The following is a 13,269-nucleotide window of genomic DNA, read 5'->3' as shown; positions in this document are numbered from 1 at the left end:
ATGCGCTAGAGCTGGAGTTCTTTCAGAAGTAAGAAAAAGAGAACACTACGAAAAGCCAAGCGTAAAGAGAAAGAAAAAATCAGAAGCTGCAAGAAAGAGAAAATTCAAATAGTTTTTGGTTTAAATTAACAGAATAATTTCTTTTGAAAGAAGGTATAACAATGCCAACTATTAAAGAAAGACTTCAAGAAGACTGGAAGCAGGCTTTAAAAGCTAAGGATAAATTCAAAGCTGGAGTTCTAAGTACTGCTAAGTCAGCAATACTATTAGTTGAAAAAACTGATGGTGTTAAGCTTGAGGATGAACAGGTTATAGAAATATTAGCAAGAGAAATCAAGCAAAGAAGAGAAGCTGCGCTTGAATTCGAAAAGGGAAATAGACAGGATCTTGTTGATCAAAACAATAGTGAGATCAAAATCTTGTTAGATTACCTTCCTCAGCAGTTAAGTGAAGAAGAAATAAAAGATATAATAAAAACCGCAGCTGAAGAAGTGGGTGCAAATAGCATAAAAGACATGGGAAAAGTTATGTCAAAGGTTAGACCACAGACAGTTGGTAGAGCTGATGGTAAACTTGTAAGTCAATTAGTTAAAGAATTTTTAAATAAGTAAGAGAGTTCGCATGAACTCTCTTTTATTCATAGATACTAATTGAGAAGTTTTATTTCTATTATATAGAAATTAAGAAAAGGTCATTAAGTGATGTTAAATTGCTTAATGACCTTTTTCTTTATTTATATACTTTCTTTAGGCGTGAATAAAAAAATATAAAATTTCATAGATTAATATGAAATTACTTTCTGGAGGGAGAATTATGGGGGATAAATTAAGGCAAGTTAAAAATAAAATTGCAGAAGAATTAGATTTACCAAAGGAGATATTTAGTGGAGAGCCTAAGGTTACTGTATATGGGAAAAATGAAATTGTAATAGAAAATCATAAGGGTATAGAGTCTTTTAAATCAGATGAAATAAAGGTTAATAGTAATATTGGGGTTATAACTATACTAGGATTGAATTTAGAAATAAGGTTTATTGGTACTGAGACTATTGCATTAACTGGAAAACTTATTAATTTAAGTTTTGGGGAGGGTTAATATATGAATTTGGATTTCTTGAAAAAGGGGCAAATAAAAGTTGAAATAAAAGTCTTTGATATCAATAAATTATTAAATGTTTTATGGAAAAATGGGATAAATGTTGAAAATGTAAGGAGGATTGATATTGTTACAGTAACCTTAAATGTTGATTATTCTGATTATGGAAAGCTTAAGAGTTATGTTAAAAGATTAAATGGAAAAATAAAAATAGTTTCAGCAAAAGGGGTTATTTTTTTCTTATCTAGAGCTAAGAAATCTTTAAGTATTTTTGCTGGAGTTTTAGTATTTTTAATTGGTTTATATATTTATTCAGGGTATATTTGGAGGATTGATATTGAAACTAAAAAGAATATAGCTCCCTTTGAAATAAGAAGTATGCTTAATGAATTTGATGTTAAGCCTGGAATTAAAAAAAGTGTTGTTAATGTCTATGGATTGGAAAGAAAACTTGAAAATAGTCATGGAGACATAATGTGGGTAAATGCTCGCATAGAAGGAGGAACTTTAAAAATAAAGGTTGAAGAAAAGGTTAGTCCTAAGATAAATGAGGAAAATGAAAATCAAGAATTGAATAATGTGGTTGCAAAAATGGATGGAGAAGTTAAAAAAATATATACAACCTCAGGTTCAGCAGTTGTTAAAGAAGGAGATATTGTTAAAAAAGGAGATGTTTTAATAATACCTAAACAGGGGATTGTGGGGGCAGAATATGATGCTCCGGCAAGAGGGGAAGTAACTGCAAATACATTCTATGAAAAGAGTGTTGAACTTCAGGTTTCAGGTGAGAAAGAAGAGCGTACAGGAGAGAAACAGAGTGATGTTTATATAGAAATATTGGGGAAGAAAATTTATATTAAAAAAGCTACTAAAGAGTTTGAGAATTATGATAAAATAGAAAGTACAGGAAAGTTTTTAAATAAAAAAGTGTATTATGAAAAAGTTTATAAGGATATATTAGATGATAAGGAAACCATAATAAATAATGCGGTTAATCTTATTAGCAATTCTATAAGTAAGGAGATAAGTAAGCAGGCAAAAGTGGTTGATAAAATTATCACTTCAGAGGATATTGGTCATGGGAAAATTAAGTTAAATGTTCTTTTGGTAGTAGAACAAAATATAGCTTTAAATTATTAGTTAAAATAATACCTAATGAGGAGAAGATGAGTAGTTATGGGGAATTTAAAAGAGAAGATTTGGGGTATGCTTAAAGATTATAGAAAAATAATTCTATACATCCTAACATTTATTATTATGTATGGTATTTTGATGACAGGATTAGTTACCCAAAAGTATGATTTAAAAGTAGGAGACATACCTAAATCTGATATTAAGGCTCACAGAGAGATTATTGACGAAACTGCAACTGATGCCAGGAAGAAAGAGGCTGAGGAAAAGGTTGATAAACAATATTCTTTGAGTACTGACATTCAAAAACAAAGTGAAGATAAGGTTAAAAGTTTTTTTAATTCTGTAGAAAAAATAATTTCTCAAGAAAAAACTGAAAGTGAACAAGACAAAGAAAAAGATAAGGAACAAATTTTAAATGAAAAAGCTAAGCTTGTTCCAAGAACTGACTTTAAGATAACTGATTCAGAAGCTAAGGTTCTTGTATCTTTAACTGATTCAGAAATTAAGAATTTAGAAACAATAAGTATTGAAGCATTAACTAAGTCTTACGAAACACCTATTGAGGATGGAAACTCACAAGATTTAAAAGATGCTAAAAAAATTTATACTGATTATATAGATGATAGTGATTTGAAAAATAGCAAAAAAAATATAGCATTAAAGTTCGTTACAGCTATACAGCCAAACTTCTTTTATGATGAAAAAAAAACTGATGAGATTATAAAAGAAACATTGAAACAAGTTCCACCAGTTATGATAAAGAAAAATCAAATAGTTGTTAGTGAAGGGGAGCCAGTTACGGCGCATCAGTTAGATATTCTTAAAGCTTTGGGATTATTAAGTGATTCAAATTCAAGTATATACATTTATATAGCTTTAGGATTCTTAGTTGCAATAGTTATGTATCTTCAATATGGATATATAAATAAATATTATCCAAAGACTAATAGTGATTTTTCTAAAATAGTAATGATAAGTATACTAAATGTATTTCCAGTAGTATTGGCCAGGTTATTTGGAATGATTTCAAACTACTTGATTCCTTTAGCTTGTATGCCAATGCTTATGACATTACTTTTAAATTATAAAATATCATTAGTAACAAGTATGTTAAATATAATCCTAATTTCAGGAGCAGTTGGATTTAATCCTAACATAATAGTTTTAGCTATTTTAAATGTTGTTTTAGCAGGAACTTTACTAAGAAAAATGCAACAAAGAAATGATATTTTATATTCTTCAATAAAGATTGCTGTGTTAAGTTCATTAATTACTTTTTGTGTAGGAACATTAACAACTAACAATTTTATGGAGATATTAGCTGATAGTACATACGCAGCAGTAGGATCAGTACTTTCAGGAATTTTTGCAATAGGATTATTACCATTTTTTGAATCAACTTTTGATATTGTTACAAATGCTAAGCTATTAGAATTATCAAATCCTAATAATCCTCTTCTTAAGAAATTACTTATGGAAGCTCCAGGAACCTATCATCATAGTATTTTAGTTGCAAATTTAGCAGAGCTCGCAGCAGAAAAGGTAGGAGGTAATCCACTATTGGCAAGAATAGGAGCTTATTATCATGATGTTGGTAAAACTAAAAGACCATATTTTTTTAGAGAAAATCAAATAGGTAAAAAAAATCCTCATGATAGAATAAAACCTGAAGTAAGCAGTAAGATAATATTATCACATGTTAAAGATGGAGTTGAATTGGCTAAGGAATATAATCTTCCAAAGACAATAGAGAATTTCATATCAACTCACCATGGAGAAACTTTAGTTAAATATTTTTATTTAACTGTTAAGAATAATTCTGAAAATCCAGATGAGGTTAAGGAAGAAGATTTTAAATACCCAGGACCAAAACCAATGAGTAAGGAAGAGGGTATAGTAATGCTTGCTGATTCTAGTGAGGCAGCAGTTAGATCAATAAATGAACCAACTGAAGAAAAAATTGAAAAAATGGTCAATAATATTATTGATGACAAACTTGCGACAGGGCAACTTGATAATTGTGACCTTACATTAAGAGATATTAACAAAATAAAGAAATGTTTCTTAAAAGCTTTAAATGGAATACATCATGAGAGAATTGAATATCCAGAGGATAATAAAAAAAAGGAGAGCAAGTAATATGATATTCATAGATAACAGACAAGATAAATTTGAAGTTACTAAAGATTTAACTAATAAACTTGAAGAAGTAATATCATTTGTTCTACAGAAAGAAGGAGTAAAAGAAGAGTGTGAGGTATCTCTTGTTTTTGTAGATAATGATGAAATAAAAGGAATAAATAATGAAATGAGAGGAATTGACAGGGCTACTGATGTTTTATCATTTCCAATGATTGATTATCCAGAGGATAAGGTTTATAAGGATGTTTATTTAGAACATGAATTTGATAAATCTTATTTTGATGGTGATGAATTAATTTTAGGAGATATAGTTCTATCACTAGAAAGGACAAAAGAACAAAGTTTAGAATTTAACCATTCATTTGAGAGAGAAGCATGTTACTTAGTAACTCACTCTGTTCTTCATCTTTTAGGCTATGATCACATGGAAGAGGGAGAAAAAGCTAGAATGAGAGGTAGAGAAGAGGAACTTTTAGGAGAACTTAATATAACAAGAGATAATTAAGGTATTAGTGGGTTAGGAGAATATTTTATGAAGGTTAGGAAACTTATAGATAGCTTTAATTATGCAATAGATGGTATAATACATTCTTTAAGAACTCAAAGGAATATGAGAATACATTTTATAGTTGCTTTAATAATATTATCAGCTTGTTTTGTTTATGATATAAGCAAATTAGAGTTTATAATATTAGCAATAACAATAACTATGGTTATTTCAGCAGAACTTGTAAATACTGCCATTGAGAGTGCTATTGACTTAAGCACTAATTATTATCATCCTTTAGCAAAAATAGCTAAAAATACAGCAGCAGGGGCAGTATTAGTAACTGCAATAAATGCTGTTTTAGTAGGATATATTATATTTTGGGATGAACTTAGTAATTTAACATTTAGAATTATGGATAGGGTAAGGGAAACTGAACCTTATATAATTTTTATAGTATTAGCAATTGTATGTATAGTTACAATCGCTGCCAAAGCTTATTTTGGAGAGGGAACACCATTAAAAGGTGGTATGCCTTCAGGTCACAGTGCAATAGCATTTTCTATAGCTACTTTAATATCATTAATAAGTAAAACACATATTATAATAATACTAAGTTATTTAATGGCCATAATAACTGCTCAAAGTAGGGTGGATGCAGAAGTTCATAGTATTTGGGAAGTTATAGCAGGGGCTATTTTAGGAATGCTTTTAACAATTTTAATTTTTAAAATTTTTAGCTAATATATTTTATTAAATCAGAGAGAGAGGATGAGTTATATGGAAAACAAAGTAATTGAAAAAGAATTAGTAAAGAAAGCATTAGAGGCAAGGGAACTAGCATACTGCCCATATTCAAATTTTAAGGTAGGTGCTGCTGCATTATTTGAGGATGGAAAAATATATACAGGATGTAATATTGAAAATGCATCATTTGGAGCTACTAACTGTGCAGAAAGAACTGCCATATTTAATGGAGTTTCAACAGGATGTAGAAGTTTAAAAGCATTAGCTCTTGTAGGAGATGTAAACTCATACACATATCCATGTGGTATTTGCAGACAGGTAATAGTTGAATTTGCAGAAAATAAGGATATAAAAATATTCATAGTAAAAAATGAAAATGATTATATAGAAAAAACATTAGATGAAATTTTACCAGGTTCTTTCAGTAAGGCAGACTTGGACAAATAGGAGGAAGTATGTTTAAATCAGGATTTATAACTATAGTTGGTAGACCAAACGTTGGTAAATCAACATTAACAAACTTAATAATGGGAGAAAAACTTTCAATAGTTTCTAATAAGCCACAAACAACAAGAAATAATATTCAAACAATATTAACTGGAGATGACTATCAAATGATATTTGTTGATACTCCAGGCATACATAAACCTAAGCATAAATTAGGTGAATATATGGTAAATAGTGCTACTGATTCTATAAAGGATGTAGATTTAGTATTATTTCTAAGTAACCCATGTGAAGAAGTAGGAAGAGGAGATAAGTTCATAATAGAACAACTTAAAAAGCAAAAAGCTCCTGTAATATTTGTTTTAAATAAAGTTGATGAAAGTACTCCAGAAAAGGTTGCTAAAACTTTAGAATTATTCTCAAAAGAATATGATTTTGCAGAAATGATTCCTATATCAGCTATGAGAGGAAAAAATACTGATAAACTTTTAGAACTTATGATTAAATATCTTCCAGAAGGACCAAAATACTATCCAGAAGATATGATAACAGATGTTCAAGAAAGATTTGTAGTATCTGAGATAGTAAGAGAGAAGGCACTTAGAAACTTAAGTCAAGAAGTACCTCATGGTATTGCTGTTGACGTATTACAAATGAAGCAAGATGCAAATGGTAAATATAATATTGAGGTTGATTTAATTTGTGAAAAAGCTTCACATAAAGGAATAATAATTGGTAAGAATGGTCAAACACTTAAGAAAATAGGTTCAACAGCTAGATTTGAGCTTGAAAGATTCTTAAGAGCGAAAGTTAATATAAAAATTTGGGTTAAAGTAAGAAAAGAGTGGAGAGATAACAATACTCTTTTAAAAGAACTAGGATATAAGAAGCTTAAATAGGAGGGATAGTTCTGGCACTTATAGAAAGTGGTGGAGTTATCATTAAAGCTCAAGATTACAAAGAAAATGATAAATTACTTTGGATTTTTACCGAGAAAATGGGTAAGATAACAGCTATAGCAAAGGGTGCAAAGAAGAGTAAAAACAAACTTTTTTCATTAACGCACCCTTTATCTTATGGCGATTATTTATTATTTAAGGGAAAAGGTCTTTATAGATTGTCTGAAGGGAAGATGAGAACTTCTTTTCAGACATCTTTGACTGACTTGGAAAAACTTACTTATGCATCTTATTTATGCGAGCTTATTGATATATCACTACAAGATGAAGAAGAAAATTTTGATTTGTATAGAGAATTTGTAACATGCTTGTATTTACTAAATACAGATGCTATAAATTATGAACTTTTAATAAGAGCTTTTGAATTAAAACTACTAAAATACACAGGATATGGATTAAGATTTGATAACTGTGTATTTTGTAAAAGTAAATTAAATGTTTCAAATTACATTAGCTTAAGGTATTTTGGGGGAGTTTGTGATAAGTGTCCAAGAGAACATGGACTTTATATAAATAAAGCCACATATAATGCTCTTAGATTCTTAAATAATACTTCTTTGGATAAAGTATATAGACTATCATTATCTGATGATATAAAAGCAGAACTTTTTAAGGTTACAAATTTTATAATATCATCAGTATATTCAAGAAAACCAAAAAGTTTAGAAATGCTAAAATTTATAAAGGAGTGATTTTGAATGAGTGAAATAACTTTAGAAAAAGTAGACCAGGTTATAGAGAGAACATATGCAACGTATGGGGAAGCTAAGGAAGCTTTAGAAGCTTGTGATGGAGATGTTGTTGATGCTTTAATATACATTGAGAAGAAGAGAGAAGAAGAAAGTAAGGAACAGGAAGCAGAAATTTTAGAAGAAAAAGCTGAAAGTTTTGAAGAAATTAAGAAATTTTTAAAAGATTTAATTGATAAAGGAAATGTATCAAGAGTTAGAATTCTTAAAGAAGAGAAAGTTTTAGCTGATATACCAGTAAATGCAGGTATAGCAGCAAGTATTATAGCTTTAACATTTCCAAGTGTATTGGCAATAGGGGCAGTGGCAGCCATAGCAACTAAAATAACTATAGAAATAACTAAGATAGATGGAAGTGTTGAGATAGTTAATAAAATAGTTAAGAATGCTGCTAGTGACTTAAAAGGAAAAGCCTTTGAATTAAAAGACAGGGCCTTTAATTCAGTTAGTGAGATGAAAGAAAAAAAAGAAAATGGAAAAACAAATGAAAGCAAAATAAACAAATTTCATAAGCATAATAAGTTGGAAAATGAAGTGAATTTTACTTATACAGTAAATTTTGATGAAGTTGACTAAAAACAGTATGTAAAATAAAGGAAAATGGAATGAAAAGGAATGAGATGAAGATTAGTAAGGATAATTATCATATTTGAATGATTTTTCTGAAAATTAACTATACTAAAAAGATTTATGTTGTGTTACAATATAAATGGAAATAAAAGTATTAAAAGTCAAAAATTCCTTTCTGTTCCTGACTTGTTTAAGAAAGGAGCATTCAAAGTGAAATTAACACCTAGGCAAGAAGAAATAGTTAGACTTGTAAAAGAAGGTCAACCAATAACTTCTGAAGCATTAGCAGGGAAGTTAGGGGTAACGAGAGCAGCATTAAGACCAGATCTTGCAATACTTACAATGATTGGGGTATTAGATGCAAGACCAAAGGTTGGATATATATACTCAGATAAACCTTCAAATAGTTTTATCTATGAAAAAATAAAAAATATAAAGGTTAAAGATATTATGTCTAAACCTATTACAGTTTATGAGGAAACAATGGTTCATGATGCTATTGTTCACTTGTTTTTAAATGATGTAGGAACTATGTTTGTAGAAAATGGAGGAATCTTAACTGGGGCTGTTTCCAGAAAAGATTTTTTGAAAGTTGCTATAGGAGGAACAGATATATATAAAGTTCCAGTCGGTGTTATTATGACAAGAATGCCTAATATAATATGTGCAGTAGAGGAAGATTGCGCTTTTGATGTAGCAAAAAAAATAATAGAACATGAAATTGACTCCGTACCAGTAGTAAAAAGAATTGAGGAAAATGAAGGAAAAGAAAGGTTGGAAATCATAGGAAAAGTTTCTAAGACTAACATAACTAAGTTATTTGTTAAACTTGGAGAAAATTAAATTTATGGTTAAAAAAGAAGGTTTAAAAGGGTAACTATCAGAGATTTTGACTCTGTTAGTATATAAAAATCAATTATAGTATTGAACGGAGGAGTATTGAGATGGAGAAAAAGCAGTATGTTTATCTTTTTAAAGAAGGTAACGCAGAAATGAAAAATTTGTTAGGTGGAAAAGGTGCTAATCTTTCAGAGATGACTATTTTAGGAATACCTGTTCCACAAGGATTTACAGTAACAACTGAAGCGTGTAATAAGTATTATGAAGATGGTAAAAAAATATCTCAAGAAATAATTGAGGAAATCGAAGATAAAATGGCTGAGTTAGAAGAGATAACTGGGAAAAAGTTTGGATCTCTTGAAAATCCTTTATTAGTATCAGTTAGATCAGGTGCAAGAGTTTCAATGCCAGGTATGATGGATACAATTCTAAACCTAGGTTTAAATGATGAATCAGTAGAGGCTATGGCTAACTTAACTAACAATCCAAGATTTGCCTACGATTCATATAGAAGATTTATTCAAATGTTTGCAGATGTTGTTATGGGCGTTGAAAAAAGACTTTTTGAAGATTTACTAGATGAAATGAAAGATGAAAAAGGTTATAAGATAGACACTGACTTAACTTCAGATGATTTAAAAGAATTAGTAGGACAATTTAAAGTTCTTTATAAAAAAGAAATGGGAGAAGATTTTCCAAGCGATCCAAAGAAACAACTTATAGAAGCTGTTACGGCCGTATTTAGATCATGGAACAATCCTAGAGCTATTGTTTATAGAAGATTGAATGATATACCAGGTGAGTGGGGTACAGCAGTAAACGTTCAAGAGATGGTATTTGGTAATAAGGGAGAAACTTCAGGAACTGGAGTTGCCTTTTCAAGAAATCCTGCTAATGGTGATAATGAGTTATATGGGGAGTATTTAATGAATGCACAAGGTGAGGACGTTGTTGCAGGCATAAGAACACCAGAGCCAATAAGTCATTTAGAAAATCAAAATCCAAAGATATACAAACAATTTACAGATATAGTTAATACATTAGAGAAGCATTATAGAGACATGCAAGACATGGAGTTTACAATAGAAGATGGCAAGTTATACTTCCTTCAAACTAGAAATGGTAAGAGAACAGCTCAATCAGCTTTAAAAATAGCTGTTGATTTAGTTGAGGAAGGAATGTTAACTAAAGAAGAGGCTGTACTGAAAGTTGAGCCAAAACAATTAGATACTTTACTTCACCCAGCATTTGCTTCTGATGGCTTAAAAGAGGCTAAAGTAGTTGCCAAAGGCTTACCAGCGTCACCAGGGGCTGCCTGTGGTAAAATAGCTTTCACAGCGGAGGAAGCTAAGGAAAGAAAAGCAAATGGTGAGAAAGTAGTTCTTGTAAGATTAGAAACTTCACCAGAAGACATTGAAGGTATGATAGCTGCCGAAGGAATATTGACAGTTAGAGGAGGAATGACTTCTCATGCTGCTGTTGTTGCCAGAGGTATGGGTACTTGTTGTGTTGCTGGCTGTGGAGAATTAAAAGTGAATGAAGAGGCTAAAACTTTAGAGATTGACGGAAAAGTTTTAGGTTCAGAAGATTACATTTCAATAGATGGTTCAACAGGAAATATATATACTGAAAAAGTTAAAACAGTTTCTCCAGAGATAACTGGACATTTTGCTACATTTATGAGATGGGCTGATGAAATAAGAAAATTAAAGGTCAGAACTAATGCTGATACACCAAGAGATACTAAGCAAGCTGTTGAATTTGGTGCAGAAGGTATTGGATTATGTAGAACAGAGCATATGTTCTTCGCAGAGGATAGAATTTTAGCCGTTAGAGAGATGATTTTAGCTAAGAATGAAGAAAGTAGAAGATTAGCTTTAGAAAAAATTCTTCCAATGCAAAGAGAAGATTTCATAGGAATTTATGAAGCTTTAGAAGAAAGACCAGCTACAATAAGATTTTTAGATCCACCTTTACATGAATTCTTACCAAGTGAAGAAGAGGATATAAATGCATTAGCTAAAGAAATTGGAGTAAGTACAGAGGAGATTAAGAATGTAGTGGCTGAATTACATGAATTTAACCCAATGATGGGTCATAGAGGATGTCGTTTAGCAGTATCTTACCCAGAGATAGCTGAAATGCAAACAAGAGCCGTTATAGAGGCTGCTATAGAAGTTAAGAAGAATAAAGGATATAATATAGTTCCTGAAATAATGATTCCTTTAATAGGTGAAATAAAAGAATTAAAGTATGTTAAAAAGGTAGTTGTTGAAACAGCTAAAAAAGTAATGGAAGAGAAAGGGGTTCAATTAGATTATAAGGTTGGAACAATGATTGAAATTCCAAGAGCGGCTTTAACAGCTAATAAGATAGCAGAAGAGGCTGAATTCTTCTCATTTGGAACAAATGACTTAACTCAAATGACATTTGGATTCTCAAGAGATGATGCAGCTAAATTCTTAAAAGATTACTATGAAAAAGGAGTATATGAGCAAGATCCATTTGCTAAATTAGACCAAGAAGGTGTTGGAGAGCTTATGAGAATTGCTTGTGAAAAAGGTAAGGTAACAAGACCTGATATTAAATTAGGCATATGTGGAGAACACGGTGGAGATCCTTCATCTGTTGAATTCTGCCACAACTTAGGATTAAATTATGTAAGTTGTTCACCTTATAGAGTTCCATTAGCAAGACTTGCAGCTGCACAAGCACAAATTAAAAATAAAAGATAATAATTAAGAATAAATTTTTGATTTATTTAAGTAAGATGGATTCATTAATTTGAATCCATCTTTTTAATATAATATCAATGACATATAATAAGTATTTAAGAGAAATTAATAGTTGATAAAATTAAGCGTACATCTAAATAATTTTTAGTGAAATTTATTTAGATATACGCCTTTTTGAATAAAAAGTAAGCCTATAGAGTAATTTGAAAATCTTTTCTTAATAATGTTCTGAGTTCTTCAACAAATTTTACTTGAGCATAAGTATCTAGTGCAACTTCTTTAAGAGATTCTATAAACATTGATTTATTACATTTTTTTATGTTATTATAATAGTCTTTTGATAAACGCCAATATTTTTGTGGGAATGCTAGGTATGAAAAAACATATTTGAAGTCATCCTCTGTAAGAGGAGCAATTGAATTATATGTTTTAAGTATCTTTCTTGTTAAGTCTATATCCCAATTAGTATTTGATCTTTTTAATAAACGTCTCATGAAATAACATAAATCATACATAGAATAATTTAGAGAGGCTTTATCAAAGTCAATTACCCAAACATTTTTATTATCAATTAAAATATTTTTATTTACATAATCTCCATGACAAAGGGATTTACTTAGGTTACTATGGTTTATTAATCCAGAAATAAAAAGAGATTCTTCAGCAAGATGTAGATTGGCATCAAAAATATCTAGGAATATTGATGAAAATTTATCTTTATGATGTATTTTAGTTGATATATTAAAAGAATCAAGTATTTTATTAAAGTGTTTTAATGTGGATATGTATAGACTATCAAATCCAATTTTAATTAAACTACCTTCAATTGCTTTAAAGTTTCTTGAACAAGTATGCATTTTAGCTAAATTTTCTATGGATAATAAGATATGTTCTAAATTATCAAAATCGCATTTTTTTCCTTTAACCCAGGGACAAAGCATAAAAAGCATACCATCTGCTTTAGTAAATCTACCATTGTTTTTTGAAGGAAGCATTTTTGGAAGTTTAATTTCATTTCTAGCAAACCATTCCATAACAGAGTAAATAAATAAAAGGGTTCCTTCATCATAGTAAACTTTTTTAAGACAAAAAATATTTTTTTCATTACTAATTTTATAAACAGCTCTATTTTTCTCAGTTTTTTTAAATTTTATATTTTCTATGGAAGAGTCTTCTAGGTTATACATAGGTAAGATTTTAGTTTTTACTGTATTAAAAACTTCATAGGCTTCATTAAAGTTATTAGAATGCTTTCCCATTATTGACCTCCTAATAAATTTCCTTATTATAAGCATATTATTCTTAACTTTAGATTATACTTTAAAATATGAAATACTTTGTGTTATGGGAATAAAGATTTAAAA

The 13,269-nt window shown here is 29.7% G+C and carries 14 protein-coding genes; 13 read left to right on the top strand and 1 reads right to left on the bottom strand.

Features of this window, described 5'->3' with window-relative positions; genetic code table 11:
* The 13 genes from rpsU to ppdK all read left to right on the top strand — a co-directional run.
* Positions 1-112: 30S ribosomal protein S21 (gene rpsU / locus Q1K13_RS02265; protein ID WP_300347444.1), on the top strand; the 112-nt coding region annotated here is incomplete at its 5' end.
* Between the two features lie 49 nt (positions 113-161).
* Positions 162-611 carry a GatB/YqeY domain-containing protein gene (locus Q1K13_RS02260; protein WP_300347432.1) on the top strand — a complete coding sequence of 150 codons (450 nt, stop codon included), beginning with the start codon at positions 162-164 and terminating at the stop codon, positions 609-611.
* A gap of 202 nt (positions 612-813) precedes the next feature.
* Complete coding sequence (gene yqfC, locus Q1K13_RS02255) at positions 814-1,095, top strand: sporulation protein YqfC (protein ID WP_300347430.1); 282 nt, start codon at positions 814-816, stop codon at positions 1,093-1,095.
* Positions 1,096-1,098: 3 nt separating this feature from the next.
* Positions 1,099-2,235: a sporulation protein YqfD gene (gene yqfD, locus Q1K13_RS02250; protein ID WP_300347428.1), complete on the top strand. Its 1,137-nt coding sequence runs from the start codon at positions 1,099-1,101 to the stop codon at positions 2,233-2,235.
* A 36-nt stretch (positions 2,236-2,271) separates the two neighbouring features.
* Entirely contained in the window at positions 2,272-4,368 is a 2,097-nt protein-coding gene (locus Q1K13_RS02245; RefSeq protein WP_300347426.1) for an HD family phosphohydrolase, read from the top strand.
* Position 4,369: 1 nt separating this feature from the next.
* Complete coding sequence (ybeY, locus tag Q1K13_RS02240; RefSeq protein ID WP_300347423.1) at positions 4,370-4,876, top strand: rRNA maturation RNase YbeY; 507 nt, start codon at positions 4,370-4,372, stop codon at positions 4,874-4,876.
* 27 nt (positions 4,877-4,903) lie between these two features.
* Complete coding sequence (locus Q1K13_RS02235) at positions 4,904-5,602, top strand: diacylglycerol kinase (RefSeq protein ID WP_300347421.1); 699 nt, start codon at positions 4,904-4,906, stop codon at positions 5,600-5,602.
* Positions 5,603-5,653: 51 nt separating this feature from the next.
* Positions 5,654-6,052, top strand: coding sequence for a cytidine deaminase (locus tag Q1K13_RS02230; protein WP_300347442.1), 399 nt, complete (start codon positions 5,654-5,656; stop codon positions 6,050-6,052).
* A gap of 8 nt (positions 6,053-6,060) precedes the next feature.
* The gene (gene era / locus Q1K13_RS02225; RefSeq protein ID WP_300347419.1) at positions 6,061-6,951 is read left to right on the top strand and encodes a GTPase Era; all 891 of its coding nucleotides are present in this window, start codon (positions 6,061-6,063) and stop codon (positions 6,949-6,951) included.
* A 20-nt stretch (positions 6,952-6,971) separates the two neighbouring features.
* Positions 6,972-7,703, top strand: a complete 732-nt coding sequence (recO, locus tag Q1K13_RS02220) for a DNA repair protein RecO (protein WP_300347440.1) — start codon at positions 6,972-6,974, stop codon at positions 7,701-7,703.
* A gap of 6 nt (positions 7,704-7,709) precedes the next feature.
* Positions 7,710-8,336: a DUF4342 domain-containing protein gene (locus Q1K13_RS02215; RefSeq protein WP_300347417.1), complete on the top strand. Its 627-nt coding sequence runs from the start codon at positions 7,710-7,712 to the stop codon at positions 8,334-8,336.
* Between the two features lie 204 nt (positions 8,337-8,540).
* Complete coding sequence (gene ccpN, locus Q1K13_RS02210; protein ID WP_300347415.1) at positions 8,541-9,173, top strand: transcriptional regulator CcpN; 633 nt, start codon at positions 8,541-8,543, stop codon at positions 9,171-9,173.
* A gap of 101 nt (positions 9,174-9,274) precedes the next feature.
* A complete protein-coding gene (gene ppdK, locus Q1K13_RS02205; RefSeq protein WP_300347414.1) occupies positions 9,275-11,905 on the top strand; it encodes a pyruvate, phosphate dikinase in 2,631 nt (876 codons plus the stop codon).
* A gap of 191 nt (positions 11,906-12,096) precedes the next feature.
* Here ppdK and Q1K13_RS02200 read toward each other — a convergent pair whose 3' ends face one another.
* Positions 12,097-13,164, bottom strand: coding sequence for a CotS family spore coat protein (locus Q1K13_RS02200; protein WP_300347413.1), 1,068 nt, complete (start codon positions 13,162-13,164; stop codon positions 12,097-12,099).
* Between the last annotated feature and the right edge of the window lie 105 nt (positions 13,165-13,269).

The organism is Clostridium sp. (assembly GCF_029267215.1).
Taxonomy (GTDB): domain Bacteria; phylum Bacillota; class Clostridia; order Clostridiales; family Clostridiaceae; genus Sarcina.
This window is presented reverse-complemented; position numbering and strand designations above follow the sequence as displayed.

Bases quoted from the DNA above. Each gene is read 5' to 3' on its own strand.
- Q1K13_RS02260 (WP_300347432.1), top strand. From the start codon at position 162: ATGCCAACTATTAAAGAAAGACTTCAAGAAGACTGGAAGCAGGCTTTA.
- yqfC (WP_300347430.1), top strand. From the start codon at position 814: ATGGGGGATAAATTAAGGCAAGTTAAAAATAAAATTGCAGAAGAATTA.
- yqfD (WP_300347428.1), top strand. From the start codon at position 1,099: ATGAATTTGGATTTCTTGAAAAAGGGGCAAATAAAAGTTGAAATAAAA.
- Q1K13_RS02245 (WP_300347426.1), top strand. From the start codon at position 2,272: ATGGGGAATTTAAAAGAGAAGATTTGGGGTATGCTTAAAGATTATAGA.
- ybeY (WP_300347423.1), top strand. From the start codon at position 4,370: ATGATATTCATAGATAACAGACAAGATAAATTTGAAGTTACTAAAGAT.
- Q1K13_RS02235 (WP_300347421.1), top strand. From the start codon at position 4,904: ATGAAGGTTAGGAAACTTATAGATAGCTTTAATTATGCAATAGATGGT.
- era (WP_300347419.1), top strand. From the start codon at position 6,061: ATGTTTAAATCAGGATTTATAACTATAGTTGGTAGACCAAACGTTGGT.
- Q1K13_RS02215 (WP_300347417.1), top strand. From the start codon at position 7,710: ATGAGTGAAATAACTTTAGAAAAAGTAGACCAGGTTATAGAGAGAACA.
- ppdK (WP_300347414.1), top strand. From the start codon at position 9,275: ATGGAGAAAAAGCAGTATGTTTATCTTTTTAAAGAAGGTAACGCAGAA.
- Q1K13_RS02200 (WP_300347413.1), bottom strand. From the start codon at position 13,164: ATGGGAAAGCATTCTAATAACTTTAATGAAGCCTATGAAGTTTTTAAT.